Origin of the sequence: Aurantimonas sp. DM33-3 (assembly GCF_014334315.1) — a bacterium.
Classification (GTDB): Bacteria; Pseudomonadota; Alphaproteobacteria; order Rhizobiales; family Rhizobiaceae; genus Aurantimonas; species Aurantimonas coralicida.
The window spans coordinates 12,993-37,603 of record NZ_JACSGS010000006.1 but is presented as its reverse complement, the minus strand read 5'-3'; the positions used below and the strand labels follow the sequence as shown (position 1 = coordinate 37,603).

Below are 24,611 nucleotides of genomic sequence, written 5' to 3'. Positions count from 1 at the left end.
GCGGCAACGGCAGCAGATCGATCAATCGGAAACGAGCCGCGCCGGTCTCGCAAACTTCGGCATCGCGACCGCCATCGATGGCAACAAATCATTCACCGTAACCCCAAACGCGCCGCAGATACGCCAGCGTCGCGATGGCTACGATCAGCCACACACCGAGAACCAGCACCAGCCCCGTGCGGCTGAGCGGTCGCTCCGCGATCCGCATCGCCATCACTCTGAAGACCGCGACAAGATCGTCGGGGATCAGACGTAGCGCCAGCCAGACCCCCAGCGGCACGATGACGAGATCGTCGAGATAGCCCAGAACCGGAATGACATCCGGGATCAGGTCTATCGGCGAGAGCGCGTAGGCCGCCGTCAGGAAAGCGACCATGCGAGCGGCCCACGGCGTGCGCCGATCCCGCGCCGCGACCCACAACACAAGGACCTCGCGCTTCATCCGTCCGGCGCAGGCCGTCAGCCACGAAATCCAGGCGTTCACGCGCTGCACGAAGATAACGAAAGCACAATCTCGCGGACCGAAAACGGCAATGTGCGGACCCCATCTTCTTCTCAGAGCTTGAGGGACGGCTCCTTACACCACCGGTCCCAAGGAGAGAAGAAATGAACAGCTTCAAAAAGACCCTACTCGCTGCGGCCTCCGCCATGGTCCTGGTCACTGGCTTCGCCGGCTCGAACATTGCTCTTGCCGGATCGATGACCGGAGACGACAAGGTCATCATGGTCCCTGGTTCGAGCGCCGGCGCCGGGCAGCAGGCCGAGGATACCCGCAACGACATCGCGGAGCATCCTGCAATCCGGCATGATGCGCCCCGCGTCGCACCCCGCACTCTGGTCCCCGGGGACGCGTCCGAGGCGGACGCCAACGCCGATCGCGTCCGCGATGCGATCGCCGCCGGCAGCGCCCATTCGGGAATGGCGACCGACACGGACAAGGAGACGCTCGTGCCGGGAGATTCCTCACAAGCTGACACTCTCGACGCGCAGGAGCGGGTCAACATCGCGAAGTAGCCGTCACGATCCTTCTGCTTCCTCGGCCGTCCGGTAGCTCCGGGCGGCCGAATGCGTTCAACCCTTCAGAACGCGACTGCCACCTATACACAACCGTATAATCCTGGAGCTTTGGCGGTCATGTTCACCCCCTACCTTTCGTTCGAGCCAAACGACAGGCTCTGCAACCGAAAGGAACTCACATGAACATCCGAACGAACCCGACCCGCCTTCACGCCGCAGCAATCGGTCTGGTCGCGATCCTGGCCGCAGGAGGCTCTGCCTTGGCTGCGGACACTGGCAAAGGCGAAACGGATCAGGCCGAGATGAAGAAGGTGATGTCAGCGACAGTGACGCTGACGGATGCCATCGCCAAGGCGGAACAGGCCGTCGGCGGCCAGGCATTCGACGCGACGATCTCTGACGAAAAAGGCGACAACGCCTGGGAGATCGAGCTGGCGAATGCCGACGGCACGGTCAAGACCGTTATGGTCGATACCAAGACCGGTAAGGTCGACCAGAACGCCTCGGACGAGAAAGAGGCCGAACACGGCGAGCAGGGCGAGGATGCTGAAGACGGCGAAGTCGCCGACTGATCCTTCAGACATAAACCGATAGGCCCGACGCCTTCGCGATCCGTCGCGAAGGCGTTTCTGCGTCAAGGTACAGGCTGGATTACCAAAACGTATAAGCGGCTCCATCGCCCCGCAAACGCAACTCGATAGATCGGTTGGGACCCTGGGTTTCCGCCCACCCCTTCCAACTACGGAAAGTCGTTTTCGATGGACAAGCTCGCATCAACCGCCAGTAAGGTGGCGCAGGTCACCCTGGCATTCTGGATCATGAAGATCCTTGCCACGACGCTTGGCGAAACCGCCGGCGACTTCATCTCCATGACCCTGAACCTTGGCTATTATATCGGGTTCGGCGTGACCTTCGCGATCCTGATCGCGCTGCTGTTCACCCAGATCCGCAGCGATCGATACCACCCGGCGCTCTTCTGGGCCTCCATCATTGCGACCACGACCGCCGGAACAGAGGTCTCGGACCTGATGGACCGCTCTCTTGGGCTAGGGTACGCGGTCGGATCGCTGATCCTTGTCGCCGGTTTGGCGGCAACTCTTGGCGCCTGGTACTGGCGCGATCGCGATCTGTCAGTCTATCCGATCCGCAGGAAGGATGCCGAGACCTTCTACTGGGTCGCTATCGTGTTTTCCAACAGCCTCGGTACCGCATTCGGCGACTGGCTGACCGACAACGCCGGGCTCTCTTATATTCAGGGTGCCCTGGTGACAGCGGCCGTCATCGGAGCCGTTGTCGCCCTGCATTATGCAACCCGGATCAGTGCCGTTCTCCTGTTCTGGATCGCATTCATTTTCACCCGCCCGTTTGGCGCGACCTTCGGCGACCTCCTGACCAAGCCGCTCGACCATGGCGGGTTTGATCTGCCGCGTGGGTACGCGTCCTTGATCACGCTGGCGTTGCTTGCAGCCGTTCTCTTCCTGTCTGAATCGAGAAAGAGGAATGAGGAGAGATTGGCGATGATTGCGAACCCGCGAGACAGTGAGATCGCGGGCGAATAGGGACCTCGCGATCCTCCGCGAAGGCGTGCTCGCAGGCTGGACAACCCAGCCTGCGAGCTTCGTACCTATACCGAACCGTATAGTTCGAGACATTTGGCGCGAAGCTTCGCCCGGTAGTGCTGGCCTGCCCGCAGCACGCACCGAAGACGCTCATGACGCAAACCCTCCTCTCCCTCGTCGACCAGCACCTTCTGCTGGCCTACACCTTTCTGTTCGCCGTCTGTCTCGGCGAGGCACTCTTCATCATCGGGCTTTTCGTCCCCAGCACTGTGGTGCTGATCGCGGTCGGCGCCATGATCGGCGCCGGCAAACTGCCATTCTTGCCAGTTCTGGTCGTCGCGGCCGCGGGTGCCACCGCTGGTGATGCTCTGTCCTACGCCATCGGCCATCATTACCGGGATCGCCTGCGCACGGTCTGGCCATTCCGGCGCTACGGGACGCTGATCGAGCGGGGCGAAGCCTTCTTCCATCGCCATGGCGGCAAGAGTGTCTTCCTCGGCCGCTTCGTACCCGGCGTGAAGGCGATCGTGCCGGGCATTGCCGGGATGGTCGGAATGGGGGTCGTCCGCTTCACGAGCGTCAACGTGGTCTCGGCCTTTGTCTGGGCAGCGGCACACCTGATCCCAGCGGCCGGAATCGGCATCGGACTGTCCCGGGTCCATTCGCTCGATCCGCGCCTTGCGATCCTGCTCGTTGGCGCGATCGCCGTGCTCCTCCTGGCCTGGTATGCCGGCAAGATCGCTATCGCCTTCGTCTGGCCCGTGGCAGCGGACTGGCGGCGCGTCCGGATCGAGCGTCGAGCCGATTCGACAAGCCGGCTCGCCCGGCTGGAACTGCGCTACCTTTCCAACGACGACAACATCGTCGGGCGCACCGCCATCATGGTTGTTGCCGCGCTAGCCGCCGCCGGATTCCTGCTGCTCTTGGGCAATCTGCTCTTCGATCCCGAGCTGAAGCTGGCGGACAAGGCGGTCTACAACTTCCTCCAGTCCTACCGCAGTGATGCCGGCACGAGGATCGTTACCGCGATCACCATGGCGGCCGACGGCTTCGTTCTGACCAGCCTCACCGTCGCCCTCGTGCTCTGGCTGGCGATCCGCCGGCATGTCCGGGTCGCCCTCGCCGCAGCCCTGGCGATGGCCGGATCGGAACTCTTCGTCTTTCTCGTCAAAGGAACCATCGAGCGGCCCCGACCGACCGACCTTTATGCCGGCGTCTCCTCGTTCTCGTTCCCGAGCGGTCATGCCACCCTGTCCATGACGTTCTTCGGAATCCTGGCGGTGATCGTGGCCTCGCATCTGAAGTCCGGTTCTCGGCCGATCGTCCTCGGCATCGCTGCCCTGGCGGCCCTGACGGTCGCCTTCTCGCGCCTCTATCTTGGCGCCCACTGGCTGACAGACGTCAGTGCTGGCATGAGCTTCGGTATCCTGATGGCGGCGGTCTTCGCCCTGACCACCCACCTGAGAGACCGGACAATTCGCCTCGTGCCGCTGGTCGTCGTCCTCCTCGCCGTCTTCGCCGGCTCCTACGGATTTCATCTGTGGCGCGACTACGGCACCTGGACCCGCAACTACGCGCCGATGCGCCTGACAACCGACATGTCGAAGGATGCATGGCTCAAGGACGGCTGGAAGTCGCTCGCCAGCCATCGCCTGACCATGGGCGGGGACGCGGCCGGACCGATCCTCTTCCAGACCGACCTAGACGTTGCCGAGCTGGCGCCGCTGCTGGCTTCGGCCGGCTGGTCTCCCACGACCACGGGAGGTTTGGCAGAGGCGCTGCTTCCCGCAACCGGCGCCCTGTCCGAGCGTGCCACCCTGCCGTTGCTGCACGAAGGCCGCATGCCGGTCGCCACGTTCACTCGTCCCAGCCAGGACGGCCGCGACGTTCTGACTCTCTGGCCCTCGGCCTATCGGATCGGCCCCGATGGAGGCGAGCGGCCCATCCTTCTCGCCGGCTACTCCAAGGAGGAGCTCGATCCGTTCGTCCTCGGCCTGGCCTTTGTCGCGGTACAGCCAGAAGCGGTTCCTCCGGACGCCGTAACCCGGCCTCTTGCTGCCCAGGTACGGGCCCGTCCGACCGATCTCGTCTCCCCGCCATCTGGCTCCGCCCAACGGCGGTGAGCCGGTCAAGACTCGCCCGCCCCCGCGATTGCCGGGATTACGAAACCGTATAGTTTCGGCAATGCCGGGAGCATCTGCCGATTGCAGAACGGGTTGAAACCTGTTCGCCTCCCCGGAGCTCACCATCATGGCCGCGACACGCCACCGGTCCGACTGGACCGCCCTCAACGTCTTCCTTCACTGGACCATCGTCATTCTGATCGTCGTCCAGTGGATCGAGGGTGAGTTCATGGTCGCTTTCTGGGACGGCACGCTCGAGGGCAAGGCCCTCGACCAGATCACGATCCTGCTCGGCTATACCCACATCGTCTTCGGCACGTTCGTGCTGGTCGCCGCCGCGCTTCGCCTACTCGACCGGTTCGTCAACGGACGCCCGCCGCATCCCGAAAACGAGCCCAACTGGGCCGCGATGCTCGCCCGGATCACCCATGGTCTGCTTTACGCAGTCCTCCTCGCCATGCCGATCCTCGGCCTCGCAGCCTGGTTCACCGGCAGCGATGACCTGGCGGGCTACCACACCTTCTTTTGGAACCCGCTGCTCGCCCTGATCGGACTGCATGTCGTCGGGGCGCTGGCCCAGCATTTCTGGTTCAGGACCGGGGCGCTCAAGCGGATGCTGCCCCGCATGCGTCACATGGCCTGACCCGTCGGGTTGCCGCGAAACGACCGGGGCCGATGACACCCTGCGCATGCCCTCGGCTCACGGCCCTCTCACCACACATCGAATGCTGCGCGGCCCGTCCGCCGTCCAAACAGCCCCGGAAGCTTCCTGCCGATGAAACGCCCCAGCCTGACTAGCATTCAGCTCAGCCTGCTCGTCACCATCTTCGTTCTTGCCACCGCCAACCAGGCGTTCTGGATCAAGGGATGGACCTATTTCGACGGCCACCCCTTCGCCTTCGCGGCGTTTGGCGTAGCCATCGTCCTTCTCGGCGCATCCCTTCTGACGATGTTCTCGATGAAATACGTCATCAAGCCCGCCTTCATCCTCTTCGTCCTCGTGGCCGCGGTCTCTTCCTATTTCGTCGACAGCTTCGGCATCGTCGTCGACCGCGACATGATCCAGAACGCCGTCGCCACGACGCCGGCGGAAGCCGGCGCCCTCATCACCCCCGACTTTCTCCTGCACGTCATCCTCTTCGGCGCGCTGCCCGCCCTCGCCATCTGTCTCGTGCGCGTGCGTCATCGCACTATCCTGGCGAAGGCTGGCTGGAACACCGCCTTCATCGCGCCAGCCATCCTGGTCGTCCTCGCCATCGTCTTCGCCAATTTCTCGACCTTCGCCGCGACCTTCCGCAATCATCGGGACCTGATGGCGAGCCTGAATCCGGCCGGCGCCATCGTCGGCTTCGGCAAGCTCGTCGATCGGCAATTCAAGGACCGCAATCTGGTCGTGGCGGCTTTGGGTGAGGACGCCCGACGCGCCCCCGCAAATGTGGGTGGGCGTCCGAGGCTTCTCGTCGTCGTCGCTGGCGAAACCGCCCGGGCCCAGAACTTCAGTCTTCTGGGCTACGATCGCGATACAAATCCGCAACTGGCCCAACGCGACGTCGTCGCCTTCTCCAACGTCGAAAGCTGCGGGACCATGACCGCGGTATCGTTGCCGTGCATGTTCTCCGTCTATGGGCGGAGCGACTATTCCGACCGCAAGGGTAAATCCACCGAGAACCTTCTCGACGTCCTCGACCGCGCCGGCGTTGCGACATCCTGGTTCGACAACAACACCGGCTCGAAGGGCATCGCCGACCGCCTCCCCCACGAGTACCTCCCGGAGGCGGGCGACCCGCGCTACTGCGAAGGCGGCGAATGCCGCGACGACGTGCTCGTCGACCGATTGAAGATCGCCATCGACGACCTGAAGACCGACAGCGTCATTGTCCTCCACCAGATCGGCAGTCACGGCCCGGCGTATTACAAGCGCTACGATGAGTCAGCACGACGGTTCGTGCCCGATTGCCGGACGCCCCAATTGGCCGACTGCACCGCCGAGGAGCTCACCAACGCCTACGACAACACGATCGTCCAGACCGACCGCAATCTGGCGCAGATCATCGATGTGCTGGCCTCGCACGAAGACCGGATCGACACAGCCATGATCTACGTCTCCGACCATGGCGAATCGCTTGGCGAGAGCGGGCTCTATCTTCACGCCGCTCCCTATTTCATGGCGCCAGTCGAACAGACCCACGTCCCCATGATTGCCTGGTTCTCCGATGGGTTCTCGCACGACGCGGCGCTCGATCGGGCGTGCCTCGTCGAAGAGAGCGGCGACGCGCTCAGCCACGACAATCTGTTTCACACCGTGCTCGGCCTGATGGACGTCGAGACGGCGGTCTACGAACCGGCGCTCGACCTGACCACGCCCTGCCGAGATCCTGACGCCGGCAAAACCAGCGGCGACACGGAAGAGCCCCGCGCATGAGCCGCACCCGATCCGTTCCCGGCCCGGTGCCGAAGAAGCGCGGCCTCCACCACGTCTTTGCAGCCACAGGGTACTCGATCGGCGGCCTGCGCGTTCTGTGGCGGCAGGAGGCGTTTCGCCACGAGTTGCTCGTCGCCTCCGTCGTGTTCCTGCTACATGCCCTGACGGGCGTGTCTATGGTGGCAATCCTCGCCCAGGCGATCTGCTTCGCGATCCTGTTCGCCGCCGAGGCGATCAACACCGCAGTCGAGCACATCGTCGATCACCTCTCGCCCGAATGGAGCACCTTCGCCAGGGAGACCAAGGATCTCGGCTCGGCTGCCGTGTTCTGCCTGCTGGTTGCAAACGGCGGCCTCGCAGTCGGCTCCTGGCTTCTCGTGCTGGGGGTGGTCTGATGTTTCGGGCAGCGAGCCCGGCCCGGTGGTCGCGAACGGCGCCAATCCCGCCAGGCCACACCGTCTGCGGGAACGAGGCCTCCTCGCTGTAAATGCGTCAGCTATACCAAATCGTATAGCCCCGGCCACGTCCGGACGATCCTGACCCGCCATTCTCCTCCTAGGACAATGAGGGATCCATGCCGACGACATTTGACCTTTCGATCTACAGCGCTGTTCATGATCTAGCCGCCGCTCCCCTCGCGCCGCTGGAGACGTGGGTTGCGCAATGGGTGATCTTCGCTGTGCCGATCATATTGATCGGCCTCTGGATCCGGAATGACGTTTCGGATCGCAAGGCAGGGATCCGGGCCTGCATCTCCGCGGCGGTCGCTTTGGCGGTCTCCGGCATCGTCTCGTTTTTCGTGTTCGAACCGCGACCCTTCATGATAGGTCTGGCCGGCAACGTGCTCGATCATGCGAGCGACAGTTCGTTTCCAAGCGATCATGTGGCCATCATGGCTGCGGTGGCCGCAACGCTCGCGCTGTGCGGAAGGGTCCAGCTCGCAGCGCTCACGACCGCGGCGACCTTGCTCGTCGCCTGGTCCCGTGTGGCGATCGGCATTCACTTTCCGATCGACATTCTAACTGGTGCCGGGGTCGGCATCCTGGCCGCCGCCGCCGTGAGCGTCCCAAGAATCGAGCCGTTCATCGAGTTCGTTCAACGGCTCGTTGAAGCTGTTTCGGCCGCCTTGGGAATCGACAGACTTACAGCGGCGTTGCGCCGAACTTCCGTCGATAAGTAGTAGGCTTGCTGTCGAGCGAATCCTAACCAGGAGCTGATCGCGTTTCACAGACCTGATAGCTCCTCAGCCATAAAGAAAGCAGATCCGGGACGAATGGGCTGTTCAGGCTCGTAGGGGATTGGCGCGTTCTGGCATCACGCGCCGAACTCAGGCCTGATGCTCGCTTAAATCTTGGCCCGTGTACCCGACGTAAGTGCTCCATGTTCACATGCGGGTAGCTGACGGCTGGCGGCTTGATGCCGATCGACCTCTGCGCCTTCAATGAGGCATTGCGTCGTCATCCAGCCATCCAGAGCGCAACCAGACCAACAGTGCCCACAGCTATCCGCCAGTATGCAAACGGCGCGAAGCCGTGCCGAGACACGAAATCGAGGAGCAGACGCACCACGACTACGCCGGTCACGAACGCCGCAAAGAAGCCCGCCCCGATCTGGACTGCATCATCGGCGGTCAGCAGATCCCGATTCTGAAAAAGATCATAGGCGAACGCGCCCGCCATCGTCGGCATGGCGAGAAAGAACGAGAATTCCGCCGCCGAGCGCTTGTCGGCGCCCATCAAAAGTGCTCCCGCAATCGTCGCTCCGGAGCGAGAGACCCCGGGCACCATCGCCAGACACTGAAAGATTCCCACCTTCAGGCAAAGCGGCAACGGGTATCGCACGATGTCAAAATATCTTGGTTGCATGGTCAATCTGTCGATCGCGAGAAGCGCGACGCCGCCCAGGATGAGCGTGATGCAGATCAGTATCGGAGAGTCGAACAGTACTGTCTTGATGAAGTCGTGCGCGAGAACGCCGACGATAGCAGCGGGCAGGAAAGCAAGAAGAATTCCGGTAACGAAGTGCTGGACCCTGCGATCGCGAGGCAGATCGATCAACATCTGCCAGAGTCTCCTGAAATATACGCTGACCACCGCCAGCACCGCCCCTAATTGGATCAGGACCTCGAACGTGTAACCATTGCTCTCGAAGCCGAGGAAGTGACCGAGAAGCAGGAGATGGCCGGTCGAGGAGACCGGGATGAACTCCGTCAACCCTTCCACAACGCCAAGCGTCAGGGCGAGTAATAGATCAAACATCTGAATACCTTGTCGATGCAGATTACTGGGTGCCCCGTCCCGTTCAAGGCAAGTGCACGAGCACCGGGAGATAGCCGGACGTTTGCAGCCAGTCGATCGCCTCGAAGAGCGGCACGACCGCCGCGAAGGCTAAGCCGTCAACAAGGGTGCGTAGGAAAAGCTCGGGCCGCGTCCGGAGCCATTCAGCATCGCACCAGTTCCGCAGGCGCGGGCCAAACCTCGGTACGCGGGAAACGTAGGATTGATACGCGGGGCCGAAGCAGCGGGCGAGAGCAGCTTCTTCGATAAGCACGACAGGACGGAAGACGGCAATTGCCAGGGCCGCGAATAGGACCGCAACGGAAATGCTGCCGCTCTGGGCGCCCACGCCGGCGGCACCGATGAACGAGAAGAGATAGAGGGGATTTCGACTGACGGAGTAAGGGCCGAGATCGACAAGCTCCGCTGTCTTGCGTCCACCTATGTACAGCGTACACCACGAGCGCCCCACGACGCAGAGGGCAATCAGCGCGAGCCCAAGAATCTCGACCGCCTCGTGCGCCATGCCGCTCACCGGCCATGTCGACTGGATGAACGGAAGCAGTGCGGCAGCGATCGCGCAGCCGAAAGCCAGAACCTGCTTTCGAATTCGTTGGACCTTTCCCAGGTCATGCCCCGCCCTGGCGGCCTCGCTAGGAACGGCGGGGTCAGGGAAGGGAGCACCTTCGCCTGCGGTCTTCGAGGGGGCTTCCATCATTATGTCCTGCGTCCTCGAAACGTGGCGACGCGATAGATGTACCAAAGGACGAACAGCCCGATCACGACGTTGGAGACTGGGTTCACCCAGTTGGACACCCTTTGGTACTGGGACTCGAGCAAGTAGCCTGCCCCGGCGAGGAAAGCGGTCCAGATGACCGTGCCGAGGATCGTGTAGAGCAGAAAGGGCGTAAGCGGCATTCCGGCGACACCTGCGGGAACCGAAATCAGTGTCCGCACCGCGGGTATCAGACGGCCGATGAAGACGGCCATGCCGCCGTGGCGATGAAACCAGTTCGAAGCTTGATCAACCTCCTCGGGCGTGATCGTTAGCCATCGGCCATGTCTGGAGGCCCAGCGCTTGAGCCTTTCGGCGCCAATCCACTTGCCTATGTAGTACCAGAGCAGTGCACCCAGGAGCGAGCCGATCGTACCGGCAATGATGATCGCAACGATATTGAGATCCCCCCGGGCCGCCGAGAACCCGGCGAGCGGCATGATCAGTTCCGAGGGGACAGGCGGAAAGACGTTCTCGGCCAACATGAGAAGTGCGACGCCGATGCTCCCTGTCCGCTCCACCAGCGCAACGATCCAGTCAAACATCGGCTTCGGTTCCCCGTCGGGCTGTCGCGCCCATTATCGTCTCAGCCGCCAGCGATGTCGGCTGTCTCGTGTGAAGCGGGCTTCTGGCGATCCCCCGAAGCAATCGTTCACACCCACCCTCGAGGGAGAAGCTGACGGCATCCTGACGAGGTAAGGTGTTCCGTGATAATGATGGACCCCAGAGCGTTCTCGCCCTTCGCTCCCGCGGCGACGGGGAACCTTTCGTCCGCGTCAGAGTGCGGTCAGGATGAGGAAACAGCTTGGGGTCAAGGCTGGTCGAGCGACCTGTCGACCAAGGACGCGTCGATGAAGATCCTGCTGCTTGAAGATCATTCGGCCATGCGCGAGATCATTTCCGATTATCTCATTCAACATGGCTTCGTGGTTGACGCGGTTGCGCAGGGAGACGCGGCTCTCGCCGCAGTGGCGACAGGATCCTATGACGCGATGGTACTGGATCTCGGGTTGCCTGATATGGACGGCATGGAAGTCCTGTCGCAGATCAGGGCGTTTACGGCTGATCGGCTGCCGGCCCTGATCATCACCGCACGCGACAGTTTGGAAAGCCGCGTGGAAGGCCTGAACTCCGGCGCCGACGACTACATTCTGAAGCCGTTCGAGTTGCTGGAATTGGAGGCGCGGCTGCGCGCCGTGCTTCGCCGCCCGGGTCAACGGGCCTCGTTCACATACACCTGCGGTAGCCTGACGTTCGACGCGACAGCGCGGCACGCGCTTGTCGACGATGTTCCGCTCGAGCTTTCACGTCGAGAGGCAGCCCTTCTGGAGGTGCTCATGCGCGGCGCGGGCCGCATCGTGGTAAAGGATGCGCTGGAGGATCGCCTCTACTCGTTTGATCAGGAGGTTACCAGCAACGCGCTGGAGGCATCCGTTTCTCGCCTGCGAAAGAAGCTGGCGGTGGCAAAGGCTGGAGTGCGGGTCGAGACCGCGCGCGGAATCGGCTATCGGATCGTTCCTGGAGATGACCTTGGGACGTGAGTATAGTCTGCGTCGCCGCCTGGTCGTCGCGATGTCTCTGGTCTTCCTTCTCGGCGTCGGGGGCTCGGCGGGGTACTATTACTTCGAGGCTTACGCGGTCGGCGACGACCTCCACGAACGAACGCTGCAAGGTCAGGCGCGAGAGTTGATTGACGCCATGACGCTCGCCGGGAACGGGAATGTCCGTGTGAACATCGCCCCCGGATCGGCAGCCTTATACGCCTCCAGCGCCTCGGGGTTTTACTACACGCTCTACGACGGAGCGCAGATGCCGGTCGCATCGTCCTCGAACCTTTCCGCTCCGCTTCCCCTTATCGAAGCTCCCCCATTGGGGAGCTTCGGACCGCTGCGCTTCGTTGGCGCAATGCCGGATCCTATGGCAACCCTTTCGGCGGGAGCGCCTGATCGCCACACCTTGGTTGTGGGCCGCAGCGACCCCGATGACGACGCGCTTGCCTTCAGCCTGATTGAGGAGGGGGCGGAAGGTCTTTACCTCGTATTGATGCCATTCGCATTCATCTCGCTCCTGATCATCTGGGCGGTCACGGATTGGAGCCTTCGTCCCGTCGCGCGCGCCTCAAAGGACGCGAGCCGCATCGGGCCAGCGAACCCATCCGCCCGTATCGCCACCCAAGGCTTGCCGAACGAAATCCAACCCTTGGTCGCCGCAGTGAACGGTGCGCTCGAGCGCCTGGCCGACGCCTATACGAAGGAACGACGGCTCACTGCCGACGCTGCACACGAACTGCGCACCCCGTTGGCCGTCCTGAATCTTCGCCTCCAGCAGGCGAAGATCAGAAACGTCATGGACTGGCCGAAGATCGAAGGCGAGATCGCGACGATGAACAGGCTCGTCAACCAGCTCTTGGATCTTGCACGTAAGGAAACCTCGGCGCATTCCAACGTGGAGACAGGCATGGTCTCCGTCAACCTTTCAAGGATCGTGCGTGAAGCGGCGGCCATGGTCCTTCCGCTAGCCGAAGAGGCGGGCCGGGAAATCGAGATCGACGTCCCGGATACTGTCGTGATCAGGGGTATTTCAGACGATCTGCGCGACATGGTCCGCAACCTCCTGGATAATTCCCTTGTCCACGGGTGCGGCACTGCGCGTGTGCGTATCAAGACAGACGCGTCTCCCGATAAGTTCATATACGTCGATGTCGAGGACGAAGGGCCGGGGCTGTCGGGAGCTCTGGGTGAAGACATCTTCACCCGTTTCCGAAAAGGCCGTCCTAGCTCACCAGGTGCAGGACTTGGTCTCGCCATCGTGAGGCAGGTAGCCCGCAATCACGGTGGTGATGCCACTTTCATCCAGGGTCCCTCCTGGCGCATCCGGATTTCTTTGCCGGCGATTTAATTAGTTCATCAGAGGCGCGGGAGGACGTCGGGTCGCATACGCTTTCGCGGACCAGAACCGCGTACTTGGGCTCGGTTCCGAGGGCCGCCAAAGCCCAACCCGTGGCAATGATGCCAATGACGATCTGCTTCCAGAAAATGATTGCTCGAAGAGCCTTCAATTTTCCGGACGCCCCTCGCAAATCGGAGAAATTTTCCGATTGGACCCCCCGAACGACCGCCAACCATCCGTGGAGCAAACGTGACGAGGGCATAGCCCTTTCGGTGATCTGGCTCGACGGCGCCGCCGACGTGGTGACCCGCCGGGCCGCAGGCGAGGCTGTGAGCCGGACGACGCGCGGATCGGCCCGGTCGGCCCCCACCGGGTGGTCCACCCCGAGGGGACCTTCGATCAGACTCGAGCCAATCGCCCGTCGGCGTGACAAGACCGTGCGCCGACTTCCACAACCTCCACGATCGCGGATAGACTTCCAACGCGAGCGGCCGTCGAATCGGGGGGGTGGTGAATAGGCATGTCGGATGACGAAAAACCCCTTGGTTACATCGTCGACCAGGAGACGCGCGTCGATCTCCTGCGCAACGAGGCCATCGCCAAGGTTGTCGTCAAACTCATCCGGTCGCGCGCCGATACGTCGGTGACCATCGGCGTCCACGGCGACTGGGGCGCGGGCAAGTCGAGCGTCCTCAACATGATCGAGGCGGAGTTCGAGGAAGGCGCCGGACCCGCAGCGGGCGACAGTCTCTGCATCCGCGTCAACGGGTGGGAATACCAGGGATTCGAGGACGCCAAGATCGCCCTGATCGAGAGCGTCGTCACCCAGCTCGTCGAGAGCCGCGGCACCTACGCCAAGGTCAAGGAAACGTTCGGGCGTGTCAGGGACAGCATCGATTGGTTGAAGGCGACCAAGCGGATCGGCGGCCTCGCGTTCGACCTCGCCACCGGGCTTCCCGTGGCGACCATCGCGACTGTGGTCGGTTCCACGATGTCGGACCCGGGCGAGTTGATGACGCGTGAGAACGCCGAGGCCGCCGCCGCCGAGGTGAAGGGGGTGCTCAAGGAGGGAGGTGCCCCGTCCAAGACCGTGCCGCAGGAACTGAACGAGTTCCGCGCGGCCTTCGCGCAGCTCCTGTCCGACGCGAAGATCCGCCGCCTCGTCGTGCTGGTGGACGACCTCGACCGCTGCCTGCCGGAGACGGCGATCCAGACGCTCGAGGCGATCAGGTTGTTCGTCTCGCTGCCGAAGACGGCGTTCGTCGTCGGGGCCGACGAGCGGATGATCGAGTACGCGGTCCGCCAGCATTTCAAGGACCTGCCCGACGAGGAGGCCTACCGCGGATACCCGCGAGCCTACCTCGAGAAGCTGATCCAGGTCCCGTTCCGGATCCCGTCCCTCGGCGAGGCCGAGACACGCATCTACGTGACCATGATGCTCGTCGGCTCCCTCGTCGACGAGAGCGGCGATCCGTTCACGCGACTCCTCGAAAGGGCGCGTGCGCGGATGTCCGAACCTTGGAAGCGCGTCGCGATCGAGGATTCGGACCTGCGCGTCGCCTTCGGCGAGCACGTCCCCCCGGAGGTGGCTGAGGCCGCCGCGACGGCGGCGGAGATCAGTCCGGTCCTCGCCCAGGGCACAAAGGGCAATCCCCGTCTCATCAAGCGCTTCCTCAACGCCCTGATGCTCCGCCTCGCGATCTCGGACGCCCGCGGGTTCGGGGACGCGATCAAGCCCGCAGTCCTGGCCAAGATCATGCTCGCCGAACTGTACCTGCCCACGACCGTCTTCGCCCACATGGGCGCGTCGGCCGCGGCATCGGACGACGGGCGATGCGCCGAGGTCGCGCAGATGGAAAGCGCGGTGCGGAAGGGGCGCGAGCAGGCGGCAAGCGACGGGAACGACGACGATGTCGACGGGCCGGAAGTCGCGGAAGGCCCTCCCGGCGAGGGAGGCCTTGTCACGGCATGGACGACCGATCCGGACATGCTTCGCTGGGCTGCCGTGGAGCCCGCGATCGGCGCCCTCAACCTCCGGCCCTACCTCTTCGTAGTGAACGACCGCCACAGCTTCGTCGAGGGCGCGAAGCCGATGTCGGAAGAGGTCAGGTCGATCCTCGACCGCCTCTTGGCGGGCGGCATGCAGGCCCGCGGGCCTCAGGCGAAACTGAAGTCGCTCAAGGGCGCCGAGGTGGAGTTGGTCTTCCGCGGGTTGAAGTCAAAGCTATTGACGGAGAACACGTCGGGGAAGGCGCCTGCCGTCGTCGAGGGCCTCCTGGCGCTCGTCGCCGCGCACCCTGCCTTCGAGTTGCGCCTAGTCGAGACGGCGGAGCAGATCGCCCCGAAGAAGCTGGGCGGCTGGGCGGCCACGAAGTTCGACGTCGGCGTGACGACGCCTGCCGCCCGAGCCCGGCTCGCGGCCCTGAAGGCGAAGTGGACCCGGGAAGGTTCCGAAGCGCTCAAGAGGGCGCTGAAGCACGTTCCCGTCGACGGCGGCGCGGAGTGACGGATGGGAACCTCGACACCCTTCGCCGGCCCGAAGAACGGCAACCCGCTCCTTCCCTCCTGGCTTTCGGGAGCTGACGGCCAGCCCGACGGCGCGCCGCCGCCCGCCGACGGAGCGGACGACGGGCCGGACGCCGCAGGCGACCGGGATGCGCACCGGGACGCAGTTGCCGGCCCCCCCGAGCCGCCGCCGAACGCCTACTTCCGTCCCGGCCGGACGCTCATGAACAGGCACCTGCGCGGTGGCGGCAGCGAAGACCGGGGACATGTCGCCCGCGCCCTCGCCTCCTACGTCCGGCAGGGAGCGGGAGGCGCGGCGACGGCGGGTCGGCGCGCGGCCACGTCGAGCGGCGGTGCCGCCGGGCGGCTGGCCGACCTGCTGTTCGACGCGTCCCGGGACGGCATCAGGGAAGTGATCCGCAGGCTCGATCTCGGCGCGCTCGCGCAGCGCTCGATCCGCGAGATCTATGCCTCGCTCGTCGACGTCGTCTGCGGCGAGGGCGGCGACCTCGACGAGTCGATGAACCGCGACGCCTACATGACGGCGGTGGACGAACTGTCTGAAATCGAGGGCCTCAATCTTGAGAGACCGACGGTCGACACCATCAACCTCCTGATCGAGCGGTTCATCGTCGGAACGATCGACAATCGTCTGAAAAATGCCGTAGCGATCGGGATCATGCTCCTCCCCGACAGCGTCGAGGACGCGGCGACCGCCGAGGCCGACGTACGGGATTTCGTCGATGGCGCGGTGAGGTCCGCGATGGTGGGGGTGGGCAGATTGATGTCCGGCGCCCGGGTTCGGTCGGCGATCGAACGGATCTATACAATGGCCATGGGCGTGCTCCAAGGCTACGCCGACGGTCCCGAGAGATGCGACGCATGACCAAGCATATCATCTTCGGACGCTTGGGGCCCGCCGACATCTTCCGGCCGCCGCGCGCCGTGGACACGGTCGCGACCACCCTCGACCTCCTCGACGCCGCGGGAAGCCTGCGTTTCGGTGTGGACCGCGCCTTGAAGCACCTCGCTGGCTGGCACCTGACTCCCACTGCGGTCGGCATCGACCTGATCACGTTGGCGGCCCACGTCCATGCGGCGGACACGCGGCTGAACCGGGTGCAGGCCTCACAGGACGGGTGGACGCGTGAGATCAGCATCGTCGTTCCCGTCTCCGACGTCGCCGTCTGGGATCGGGCGACCACCGTCCTGGAGCGCATGCTCCGGTTCCTGACCGGCGACCTGTGGGCGGTCCGCTTCCGCCCCCTACCCCGCTCCGGCCGCCCGCCTCTGTCGCGTCAGCCGAGATCGCGGACACGACATCCGTTCACGGGGGTCTCCCTGTTCTCCGGCGGCCTCGACAGTCTCATCGGGGCAGTCGACGAACTTCACGAGGGCGGGTTTCCGCTCTTCGTCAGCCACGGCGGCGAAGGCGGCGTGAGCGCGCCCCAAGGCAGGCTGTTCCGCGAGCTCGCGGCCCGTCAGGCGGATCACGCGCGTCCGGTCCGGCTCCGCCTGGCCATGACCATTCCGAGCAACCTCGTCGCCGGAATCGGAGGCGAGAACTCCACCCGCGGGCGGTCCTTCCTGTTTTTCGCGGCCGCGGCGTTCGCCGGGTCGTCGTTCGGCCGACCGTTCGACCTCCGGGTTCCGGAGAACGGCCTGATCTCGCTGAACGTGCCGCTCGACGTCACGCGGCTGGGAAGCAACAGCACGCGGACGACGCATCCTTTCTACATCCACCGCTGGAACGAGCTGCTCGCGACCGTCGGCATCCGGGGCCGCGTCGTGAACCCCTACTGGGACCGCACCAAGGGTGAGATGGTCGACGGCTGCGCGAACCCGGCCGCCCTCGAGGCGCTGGCGCCGCTGTCGCTGTCCTGCGCGCACCCGTCGACGAGGCGCTGGTATGCGGGCGACCACGCCCATTGCGGCTACTGCCTCCCCTGCATTATCCGTCGCGCCTCGCTCCTGCGGACGCCGTGGGACGGCAGGGACGAAACCGGGTATGCACTCGACGACCTCACCTCCGAGGTCCTCGATACGACCAAAGCGAAGGGACGGCAGGTGCGAGGCTTCCAATACGCGATCGCCCGCCTTCGGGAGAGGCCGGAACTGGCCGAGACATGGGTCTACAAGCCAGGCCCGCTGCTGGAGGACGCCGCCATCGTGCCAGACCTCGTCGGCGTCTACCGACGCGGCATGGCGGAAGTCGCCGAGGTCCTCGAAGACGTCGAGGCGAGACCGCTTGATGGTCGCGATGGCTGAGGCCTTGGTCGACTTCCACTGCCACCTCGACCTCTTCCCGGACTTCGAGGAGCTCGTGCGCGAGTGCGACGCGGCGGGGCTCTACACCCTCGCCGTGACGACGACGCCTCGCGCTTGGCGGCGCAACCACAATCTCGCTTCGGCGACCCGACACGTCAGGGCGGCACTCGGCCTGCACCCGCAGCTTGTCGCGGACCACGGGGACGAGATCGCCCTGTTCGAGGCGCTGCTTCCCGAAACACGATACGTCGGAGAGGTCGGCCTCGACGCCGGACCTGCCCACTTCCGTTCCCTGGAGCGCCAGCGCGAGGTGTTCCGACGCGTCCTAGTGGCGTGCGCGTCTGCCGGTGACAAGGTGCTCTCGGTCCACAGCGTCCGCGCGGCCACGCTGGTTCTGGACATGGTGGAGGCGCACCTACCCCTGGGACGGTCGAACGTCGTCCTGCACTGGTTCTCCGGCAGCAAGGCCGAAGCGCGGCGAGCCGTCGACCTCGGATGCTGGTTCTCGATCAACGCGGCGATGATGCAGTCCGACCGGATGTCGGCCATCGTCAGGACCGTGGTCCCGATCGACCGGATCCTGACGGAGACAGACGGTCCGTTCGCGCGAGAGGGAGACGACGCTGCCCGGCCAGCCGATGTCGGCAGGGCCACCTCAATGCTGGCGTCGTCATTCGGCATTCCCGAGGGCGAGATGGCAAAACGGATCCGCACGAACCTCGCCGCCCTCGTGAGCTGACAGAACGAGGGCTTGTGTCGTAGTTCACAGATCCACAATCTGGCCCTCTGGTTCGGCCTGCACGTGCTGTTCCGGGAGGTCTACCAGGTTCGGGTCGGACCGCTCACGCTCGACGTCTCGAGCCTGGCAAGCATCGACCCCGTCGCGCTCCTTCTCTTCTGCGGTGCGGCCATCGCCTTGTTCTGGTTTCGCCTTGGTGCGGTGACGGTGCTTCTGTGTCCTGCCGTCGCCGGCGCGGGCTGGCAATCCATTCAGGGTATTCCGTGAAAGGTATCTGTTCGGCGGGCCGCTTGGCAACCGCTTCTTCGGCGGCCCGTATGTCGTCCACGGGGGCGGACAGGGAGATCCGGACCTCCTCGACATGCCGCCCCTTCTTCGGGTCGAGTCCCTCGGGGAGGCGGTGCTCAAATGCACCGTAGACCTTCCAGTCCCCGCCGCGGTGCTCAGGCCGCACTCGAGAGGCCGACGCCCGGCGATACCTGCACGCGATCGACAAAACGGAGGGCGGCCATCCTCGAACTTTCAGGATGGACCGGATCCTCAATAGCCAGAGACTTTGAGGTGTAGGGTCGCTGACCCATGCGAGCGTCGGCTATCATGCCCTCAACATTTTCAACGTCTCGCCGAAGATGACCCACCGCACGCCGTCGAACTTGGCGAACTCGGCCCACAGCTCTCGCGACCAAGACGCGGGATCGCGCAGGAACCGTTCGTAGTCGTCCCGTGCGGCGTGGGCGTCGACGGGGTTCGAGACGACGATCCCGCGCGCGCCGCCCTTGCTATAGAACTCCCCCTCGACGCGCTCGGGCGACGCTGTGAGTGATACGGCCCAGTTCTCGTCGTCCGCGCCCGGCGGGTCGTAGATCTCGACCCGGCACACGCCGTCGACGACGGAGAGCTGTTGGCATAAGATGTCGGCGGTCCTCGCCATTATGATGGCCTCCAGTTCGGCGTCGGTCCGGGTCATTGAATCAGTCCTCCAAATTCCGCGAGGTCGGTCAGCGCGCGCCCGCGCAGCCGGGCCGCCAAGCGGTCGACGGCGATCTCCGGCTGCGTCATGCGCAGACGGCGGCGGAGGGCGCTGTAGCGGTCGGTGGCGGTCATGGTTTGCCCCCTCGTTCGTTCGGTGCTTCAGGCGTCGATCAACAGTGCCGATCCCACGTCTCGTCCGCACGCGCTCGTGCTTGTCTTCGTCATCCTGCGTTGGAGCCCTGCATCCAGGAATCTCACCGATGACCAAGAAAGCGCGATGGCTGGTGGACCATCCGGCGTCGGCAGCCGACGTGGCGAGCACATTCGAGGCTTCTTCAGCCAAGGGCTCGAACGCTATAGACTTGGCACCGCCGTCTATTGATGCCGATCTTATAGCATAGAGGCCCCGGCATCACTGCGGGACCTCCGGTATTGAGCCCTAGACCTGCTCATGTTCGGTCAGCTCCGTCGGCGCGAGGCTCATCCGCAGACGTCGAATGAACCGTCCTTACAGTCGATGAAGCGACGCGAGCTCGGGTCGGCGATGAACGCCTCTAACGTGTCGATGTGATCGGACCACTCCGCTGGGATGTGTCGAAGGTGGAGCGTTCGACCATCCGCAAAGCTGATGCTCATTGCGTCCGAATAGCTGTTTCGGTCGCGGTTGATTTCATAGGTCGCGCCCGCTGCTTTCACCGCTTTGCGGAATTCTGCGGCTGGATTTTCGCGAACTACTTTTGATTCAGCGGTATTAACCGCCTTAGATCGAACTGCCATGCTTCAGTATCCTCGAAGTACGCCGCCTCTTGATTGAGGCAACTCCAATATCTCATGACTCTGCTTCAATGTCAAATTGGAAAATCTTCAAGCCATTGATTTTGATGGCTTTTTAGGAAGAATTGTACCTGTAAGTGTTTGATTTAGATGATCCCGAGAATTTATCCTGCGGCTGATCAGGAAGGTGGCGTCTTGGGCATACGCCGCCGCCGAATCCACCTCGACATGGAGGTGTAGGCACGGTGAAGGGTGCACGCTCGCCGCTGCGCAAGAGCAGCTACTTTTCGAGCTTTCTCGAGCCGCGCCGAACAGCGGAAACGGCACTGGTCCGGTCCCGTGACCCCAGTTCGGTGCCCGCCGATTGGGCGACGATCCAAGGATCCGTCATCTCGTTCGAGTCTTGCATGCTGGCCGTTGAGGCGGCGCACGGCTTCGACGTGATCCTCGAGCGCGCCCATCCGGTATGCTGTTGCGACGGGAGTTTACGGATGGCGCTTCATGGCACGCCGGATGCTGACACGTTCCGCGCGGCGATGAGTTCGTTCAACCCGTGCCCTTTGCTACAGCCGGCGGCCAGGATGAATGGGCGGCTCCATGAGCTACAGTGGAGGGAGCGAAGGCGGAAGCGACGCACGCCGCTCTCAATGCCTTTTGTCCGCCTCTTCGATCTCCGCGACCTTCTTGCTCACGTGGTCCATGAAGTCGCCTTCAAGGACGGCGAACTTGCCGTTCTTCCGAAGGTCAGCGGCGACGATACAAACCCGGCCGCGCTCGACGCATTCCCTGACGATCTCGTACTCGAGGTCATCGGGGTCGGCGATGATGTGGGCTTACGAAGGCGTCGCCGCATGACCGCCGCCCTCGCTTGGTTGCGCCCCCCGCCGGCCGCTGGCTCGCGGCCGCCGGGGCCGGCGCACTGGTAGACCTCGGCATCCTTGCCCGCGTGTACGGCGCCGGGCTGCGAGCCGAGGAGTCTCGGGTAGCGCCAGCCTCCTCGACGCGCTGCGTGAAAGGAACCGGATCGATGAACAAGTTGACCGTCTCGATAATCGCGCCGCTCGCGACGAGCTGTCTCGCTGGGTGCGCGACGACGGGTAGCCCGTCCGGCTGCGACGGGTGGCAGGCGATCCGGCCGACGGCGGACGGCGGACGGCGGACGGCGGACGACCATGTGCGGCAGGTGCTGGAGCACAACAGGTTCGGTATCGTGCGCTGCGGGTGGCGGGCCTGAAACGAAGAGGCCTCGGCAGTGATGCCGGGCCTTTGTTGTAATTGTCTTGGCGTCGAGCGACCCTATTCGGGTCGGAGAGCCTCGAGGTCATACTCCTCGCCTTCCATGCAGTGGAAGAGCAAGTCGTTCGCCGCCTGCCACCGGAGGCCTTCGCGGGGCGCGCCGCTGAAGGTTTCGGATCCTTCCCAGTTGAGCTGGACCCATTCGGACAAGTGGTCGTGGTCCCGGAACGGCTCGTCCGAGCGCTCGAGGACCAACTCGAAGAGCCAGTCCTCTTTCTCCGCGAGCCAGTCTGCCAGCAAGTCGAGCCGCTCGTTCTCTACCTCGCGCTCGCGGTCGGGGAAGTCGCGCACCTCGGCACCTCCGCTGGTCCGCGCGTTCCCCTCGGCGCGCAGCTTGGGGTTGAGCTTCACGACCTCGGCCATCATTCGTGCTCCGCCCCGAACTCCGGCATGTCACCAAGGAGGCGCTGAACACTGCTGTCGTGCGCCCCCATCCAACCATCGAGCACGTCTCCGAGCTGGAGGCGGGTGAGCCCCGAGATCGGCATGCGCGTGCACACTACGGTTTCGAGGTGGTGTTCGAGGATCAATTCGCGCAGTTCGTGCATCATCATCGTGCAGTGCTCCTCCGGCGTGCCGGCCTTCTGGAGCACCTCGAAGACGAGACGGTAGCCGTGCTGCTCGAGGTAACCGACCAGCTTCTCCTCGAGGAGTTCCACCGGGTCGATGCGGGCGTTGAATCGCTCCGCGAATGCCGCGTCTCGGGCCAGCGCGGAGATCAGGAACGCCATCCCATCCCGGCGGCGGAAGCAGGCGCCCGTCGACTTGACCAAGTCGAGTAGGTGCGGACCGAAGTCGGTCTGCGTACATACCCACACCGCAGCGCCGCGAAGGACGAAGCATTGGCGGGTCGGGTCCTCGGGGTCGGGGAAGATCTCCGGCGCCCCCCCGAACAGGGCCGGGTTGGTCGCGAACTGCTCGCGGACCGTCAGTGCGATGATTGCGACCTTCGCGAAGTCGGCCGGGACTCCGCCGTCGGAGTAAACGATCCCGAAATTCTTCTGGGTCGCGTTCAGCTCGTCGAGGCTGATGATGCTGTTGTCGTTGTCGGACATGCCGATCCTCCGTTGCGGCACCCGTTCGGGTCGGTGCCAGACACCCTCATGCTCGGCAGCCACACGCCGCCTATGCGGCGGGCCGCGACGGTGGCGGCAGTGCTGGAGATGAGGGTGACGGAGGGGATCATCGGACGTCCATTGATGTGGGACGGGATACATCTCAGGAGTCGGGCGGCGCGTCGAGCCCGTCCTCGAAATGCGGTTCGCAGAGGCTCAATTCGCCGCTTGCAATTTTAGCCACCATCCTTCGGTGCACTTAGAGGGAGGACACCCGCATGCTCGCAGCCATCGCCGCCGCACTCCGCGCCGCCGCTTCCAGCCTCGCCGCCGCCGGCCGCTGGTGCTGGACCGCACTCGACTGGATGGCGTCCATACCCGGCCGGATGCTCGGCGGTGGAGGCGGCTCCCTCCCCATGCCGCCCGAGCCCGCACCGGCGCCGGACACCGCGAAGGACATCGCGGCGCTGGTCGCCAAGCGCGGTCGCGCCCGCGAACTCCCCGGCTTGCTTCCGTCCGTCCTCGAGCCACGCCCCGATGGAACGGACCCGGTGTCCGCGATCGTTCACGCCTACGCCCGCGCGTCGGCGACGGACCGCCGGCAGGTCGACCTGTCGGCGCTGTCGCCGGACCAGGTGAGCTGGCTCCTCCGGCTCCGGCCGCACGACCTCAACCGCCTTGCGGCAGCCGGCGGCCTCGTCTGCGGGCGGCTGGCGCGGGGGATGGGCGGCGGCGCTCTGGGTGTCGAACCGTGTCGGCGTCGGGAAGCGGAGCCGTCGGCCGAGGAGTTGGCCGGACGAAAGGAGCCGTCGGCGATCGAGTCTTTCACTGATCGGGTGCGGCACCGGAAGGCGGGTGGGCCTCGACTGGTGATGGAATGACGCTTGCGGGGGCGGCTCAAAGATGGGACGCCCCTTTCTGTTTCAGGGCGCCGCGCAGGTGGCTGGCAACCCGGCGAAGGCCGGAGTACGGAGGCCTGCGGCGGTCCTTCCTCTGGCGAGGCCGATGCTCATCACGGCCAGCTTCCCACTCGGCCTGTTCGTGGACTTGTGGTGGCTGCCGGCGTTTCGGCGGCGTCGTGGGCGAGATGGCCATCTCGCCAGCTCTCCGACCTACCGGAGGCAGCTTGCGGAGGTGCCGGGCGCGAAGGCGGCCGCTGTTGTGGCGACCGGGATGCTGACTGCACTGTGCGTCGGCGCGTTCTTCGCGAGGCGCCTGTGGCAGCGGCATTTTTGAGGCGGTCGGCGCGCGCCGGCCCGTCAGTCTGCTACCCCCCGCGCCTCGTGCCCGGTCTGTTCATGTCCTTCCGCAGTGCGACCGCGTCCCGCAGTGCGTCTCGAGCATGACCTGAGGAGTGGTCGGAACGCCGGGCGAGTTCTTCCGGCGTGTGGCCCGGTGTTCCAAAAGGTACGTCGACAGCCACTTCTCGTATCCGAGGCTCGTCACCGCCTCCTTCCGGATGTAAGCCGCGGGCCATTCCGCTTGCCGGGTCAACTCGACAGCCTTCCCCTGCTCGCGGCGGACACGATCCTGCTCGTCAGCAGATCTCTGATTACTGCTTACTGATATTTTCTCGCATTGCGGCCAAACTCAATCCTCTGACCGCCAGTGGACGAATAGACATCCTAAGAAAATTCGAGAATTATTACTCGAACTCCGCAAAAATTATTAGACTCATTCGTTATGATCTCTTGAATCGAGATAACCTTTTCCGGCAATTATCGCGATTACTGCCGAACCCATAAACAACATTGCGTAAACAAAATTCAAATACTCGTCTCCTATGGAAACTGACATTCCAGCGATCATTAGAGCCAAGTAACCCAGGCCCATTGCTCCAAAAAACGCGATCATGGCATATACTACAGCTATCGCCATAACCCCAAGAGTTCCAATCCTCAACAATTTACATTCCTTTCATATAATAAAATAATAAGATTA

29 protein-coding genes are annotated in these 24,611 nt (G+C 64.0%); 19 read left to right on the top strand and 10 right to left on the bottom strand.

The features are described 5' to 3' along the window. Positions 1-88: 88 nt before the first annotated feature. Entirely contained in the window at positions 89-442 is a 354-nt protein-coding gene (locus H9Q09_RS10135; protein WP_187391065.1) for a YkvA family protein, read from the bottom strand. A gap of 164 nt (positions 443-606) precedes the next feature. On the opposite strand from H9Q09_RS10135, the gene H9Q09_RS10130 reads away from it, so the two are divergent. The 8 genes from H9Q09_RS10130 (at position 607) to H9Q09_RS10095 (ending at position 8,301) form a co-directional block, all read left to right on the top strand. Next, the gene (locus tag H9Q09_RS10130) at positions 607-1,014 is read left to right on the top strand and encodes a hypothetical protein (RefSeq protein WP_187390917.1); all 408 of its coding nucleotides are present in this window, start codon (positions 607-609) and stop codon (positions 1,012-1,014) included. 182 nt (positions 1,015-1,196) lie between these two features. Further along, positions 1,197-1,589: a PepSY domain-containing protein gene (locus H9Q09_RS10125; RefSeq protein ID WP_187390916.1), complete on the top strand. Its 393-nt coding sequence runs from the start codon at positions 1,197-1,199 to the stop codon at positions 1,587-1,589. Between the two features lie 186 nt (positions 1,590-1,775). Continuing rightward, positions 1,776-2,576, top strand: coding sequence for a hypothetical protein (locus H9Q09_RS10120; protein ID WP_187390915.1), 801 nt, complete (start codon positions 1,776-1,778; stop codon positions 2,574-2,576). A gap of 152 nt (positions 2,577-2,728) precedes the next feature. Continuing rightward, the gene (locus H9Q09_RS10115; protein WP_187390914.1) at positions 2,729-4,699 is read left to right on the top strand and encodes a bifunctional DedA family/phosphatase PAP2 family protein; all 1,971 of its coding nucleotides are present in this window, start codon (positions 2,729-2,731) and stop codon (positions 4,697-4,699) included. A gap of 127 nt (positions 4,700-4,826) precedes the next feature. After that, positions 4,827-5,342: a cytochrome b/b6 domain-containing protein gene (locus H9Q09_RS10110; RefSeq protein ID WP_187390913.1), complete on the top strand. Its 516-nt coding sequence runs from the start codon at positions 4,827-4,829 to the stop codon at positions 5,340-5,342. A gap of 132 nt (positions 5,343-5,474) precedes the next feature. Next, positions 5,475-7,121 (top strand): phosphoethanolamine--lipid A transferase, encoded by a 1,647-nt coding sequence (locus tag H9Q09_RS10105; RefSeq protein WP_187390912.1) that lies wholly within the window; start codon positions 5,475-5,477, stop codon positions 7,119-7,121. Beyond that, positions 7,118-7,516, top strand: a complete 399-nt coding sequence (locus H9Q09_RS10100) for a diacylglycerol kinase (RefSeq protein WP_187390911.1) — start codon at positions 7,118-7,120, stop codon at positions 7,514-7,516. The genes H9Q09_RS10105 and H9Q09_RS10100 overlap by 4 nt, the downstream gene beginning before the upstream one ends. Positions 7,517-7,695: 179 nt before the next feature. After that, the gene (locus tag H9Q09_RS10095) at positions 7,696-8,301 is read left to right on the top strand and encodes an undecaprenyl-diphosphatase (RefSeq protein ID WP_187390910.1); all 606 of its coding nucleotides are present in this window, start codon (positions 7,696-7,698) and stop codon (positions 8,299-8,301) included. A gap of 277 nt (positions 8,302-8,578) precedes the next feature. Here the strand turns inward: H9Q09_RS10095 and H9Q09_RS10090 are convergent, their stop codons facing one another. Genes H9Q09_RS10090 through H9Q09_RS10080 form a run of 3 tightly spaced genes read right to left on the bottom strand, consistent with a single transcriptional unit; the run spans position 8,579 to position 10,717 of the window. Further along, on the bottom strand, positions 8,579-9,385 hold the full coding sequence (locus H9Q09_RS10090) for an undecaprenyl-diphosphate phosphatase (protein ID WP_187391064.1): 807 nt from the start codon (positions 9,383-9,385) through the stop codon (positions 8,579-8,581). Between the two features lie 37 nt (positions 9,386-9,422). Further along, the gene (locus H9Q09_RS10085; protein ID WP_210315302.1) at positions 9,423-10,115 is read right to left on the bottom strand and encodes an isoprenylcysteine carboxylmethyltransferase family protein; all 693 of its coding nucleotides are present in this window, start codon (positions 10,113-10,115) and stop codon (positions 9,423-9,425) included. Continuing rightward, the gene (locus tag H9Q09_RS10080) at positions 10,115-10,717 is read right to left on the bottom strand and encodes a DedA family protein (protein WP_187390909.1); all 603 of its coding nucleotides are present in this window, start codon (positions 10,715-10,717) and stop codon (positions 10,115-10,117) included. The genes H9Q09_RS10085 and H9Q09_RS10080 overlap by 1 nt, the downstream gene beginning before the upstream one ends. A gap of 306 nt (positions 10,718-11,023) precedes the next feature. Here H9Q09_RS10080 and H9Q09_RS10075 point away from each other — a divergent pair, with 306 nt between their 5' ends. From H9Q09_RS10075 to H9Q09_RS10045, 7 genes are all read left to right on the top strand, one after another. Beyond that, entirely contained in the window at positions 11,024-11,713 is a 690-nt protein-coding gene (locus H9Q09_RS10075) for a response regulator transcription factor (RefSeq protein WP_187390908.1), read from the top strand. 31 nt (positions 11,714-11,744) lie between these two features. Further along, the gene (locus H9Q09_RS10070; protein WP_187390907.1) at positions 11,745-13,070 is read left to right on the top strand and encodes a HAMP domain-containing sensor histidine kinase; all 1,326 of its coding nucleotides are present in this window, start codon (positions 11,745-11,747) and stop codon (positions 13,068-13,070) included. A 511-nt stretch (positions 13,071-13,581) separates the two neighbouring features. Further along, positions 13,582-15,567, top strand: a complete 1,986-nt coding sequence (qatA, locus tag H9Q09_RS10065) for a Qat anti-phage system ATPase QatA (protein WP_187390906.1) — start codon at positions 13,582-13,584, stop codon at positions 15,565-15,567. A gap of 3 nt (positions 15,568-15,570) precedes the next feature. Then, the gene (gene qatB, locus H9Q09_RS10060; RefSeq protein ID WP_187390905.1) at positions 15,571-16,452 is read left to right on the top strand and encodes a Qat anti-phage system associated protein QatB; all 882 of its coding nucleotides are present in this window, start codon (positions 15,571-15,573) and stop codon (positions 16,450-16,452) included. Then, entirely contained in the window at positions 16,449-17,834 is a 1,386-nt protein-coding gene (gene qatC / locus H9Q09_RS10055; protein WP_187390904.1) for a Qat anti-phage system QueC-like protein QatC, read from the top strand. Before qatB ends, qatC begins: the two co-directional genes overlap by 4 nt. Further along, positions 17,818-18,573, top strand: coding sequence for a Qat anti-phage system TatD family nuclease QatD (gene qatD, locus H9Q09_RS10050; RefSeq protein ID WP_187390903.1), 756 nt, complete (start codon positions 17,818-17,820; stop codon positions 18,571-18,573). Before qatC ends, qatD begins: the two co-directional genes overlap by 17 nt. 12 nt (positions 18,574-18,585) lie before the next feature. After that, positions 18,586-18,840: a hypothetical protein gene (locus H9Q09_RS10045; protein ID WP_187390902.1), complete on the top strand. Its 255-nt coding sequence runs from the start codon at positions 18,586-18,588 to the stop codon at positions 18,838-18,840. A gap of 328 nt (positions 18,841-19,168) precedes the next feature. Here H9Q09_RS10045 and H9Q09_RS10040 read toward each other — a convergent pair whose 3' ends face one another. Then, positions 19,169-19,540 (bottom strand): hypothetical protein, encoded by a 372-nt coding sequence (locus tag H9Q09_RS10040; protein WP_187390901.1) that lies wholly within the window; start codon positions 19,538-19,540, stop codon positions 19,169-19,171. Next, positions 19,537-19,677, bottom strand: a complete 141-nt coding sequence (locus H9Q09_RS10035) for a hypothetical protein (RefSeq protein WP_187390900.1) — start codon at positions 19,675-19,677, stop codon at positions 19,537-19,539. The genes H9Q09_RS10040 and H9Q09_RS10035 overlap by 4 nt, the downstream gene beginning before the upstream one ends. A gap of 128 nt (positions 19,678-19,805) precedes the next feature. On the opposite strand from H9Q09_RS10035, the gene H9Q09_RS10030 reads away from it, so the two are divergent. Then, complete coding sequence (locus H9Q09_RS10030; protein WP_187390899.1) at positions 19,806-19,946, top strand: hypothetical protein; 141 nt, start codon at positions 19,806-19,808, stop codon at positions 19,944-19,946. Between the two features lie 79 nt (positions 19,947-20,025). Here H9Q09_RS10030 and H9Q09_RS10025 read toward each other — a convergent pair whose 3' ends face one another. Continuing rightward, the gene (locus H9Q09_RS10025; RefSeq protein ID WP_187390898.1) at positions 20,026-20,322 is read right to left on the bottom strand and encodes a hypothetical protein; all 297 of its coding nucleotides are present in this window, start codon (positions 20,320-20,322) and stop codon (positions 20,026-20,028) included. A 242-nt stretch (positions 20,323-20,564) separates the two neighbouring features. Here H9Q09_RS10025 and H9Q09_RS10020 point away from each other — a divergent pair, with 242 nt between their 5' ends. Next, complete coding sequence (locus H9Q09_RS10020) at positions 20,565-21,245, top strand: hypothetical protein (RefSeq protein WP_187390897.1); 681 nt, start codon at positions 20,565-20,567, stop codon at positions 21,243-21,245. Between the two features lie 101 nt (positions 21,246-21,346). Next, the gene (locus H9Q09_RS10015) at positions 21,347-21,553 is read left to right on the top strand and encodes a hypothetical protein (RefSeq protein WP_187390896.1); all 207 of its coding nucleotides are present in this window, start codon (positions 21,347-21,349) and stop codon (positions 21,551-21,553) included. Positions 21,554-21,615: 62 nt separating this feature from the next. Here H9Q09_RS10015 and H9Q09_RS10010 read toward each other — a convergent pair whose 3' ends face one another. Together H9Q09_RS10010 and H9Q09_RS10005 are read right to left on the bottom strand one after the other, a co-directional pair. After that, entirely contained in the window at positions 21,616-21,981 is a 366-nt protein-coding gene (locus tag H9Q09_RS10010) for a hypothetical protein (protein ID WP_187390895.1), read from the bottom strand. Beyond that, complete coding sequence (locus H9Q09_RS10005) at positions 21,978-22,670, bottom strand: hypothetical protein (protein ID WP_187390894.1); 693 nt, start codon at positions 22,668-22,670, stop codon at positions 21,978-21,980. The genes H9Q09_RS10010 and H9Q09_RS10005 overlap by 4 nt, the downstream gene beginning before the upstream one ends. Before the next feature lie 278 nt (positions 22,671-22,948). On the opposite strand from H9Q09_RS10005, the gene H9Q09_RS10000 reads away from it, so the two are divergent. Next, positions 22,949-23,551 carry a hypothetical protein gene (locus H9Q09_RS10000; protein ID WP_187390893.1) on the top strand — a complete coding sequence of 201 codons (603 nt, stop codon included), beginning with the start codon at positions 22,949-22,951 and terminating at the stop codon, positions 23,549-23,551. 793 nt (positions 23,552-24,344) lie between these two features. On the opposite strand, the gene H9Q09_RS09995 is transcribed toward H9Q09_RS10000, so the two are convergent. Next, positions 24,345-24,575, bottom strand: a complete 231-nt coding sequence (locus H9Q09_RS09995; RefSeq protein WP_187390892.1) for a hypothetical protein — start codon at positions 24,573-24,575, stop codon at positions 24,345-24,347. Positions 24,576-24,611 lie beyond the last annotated feature (36 nt).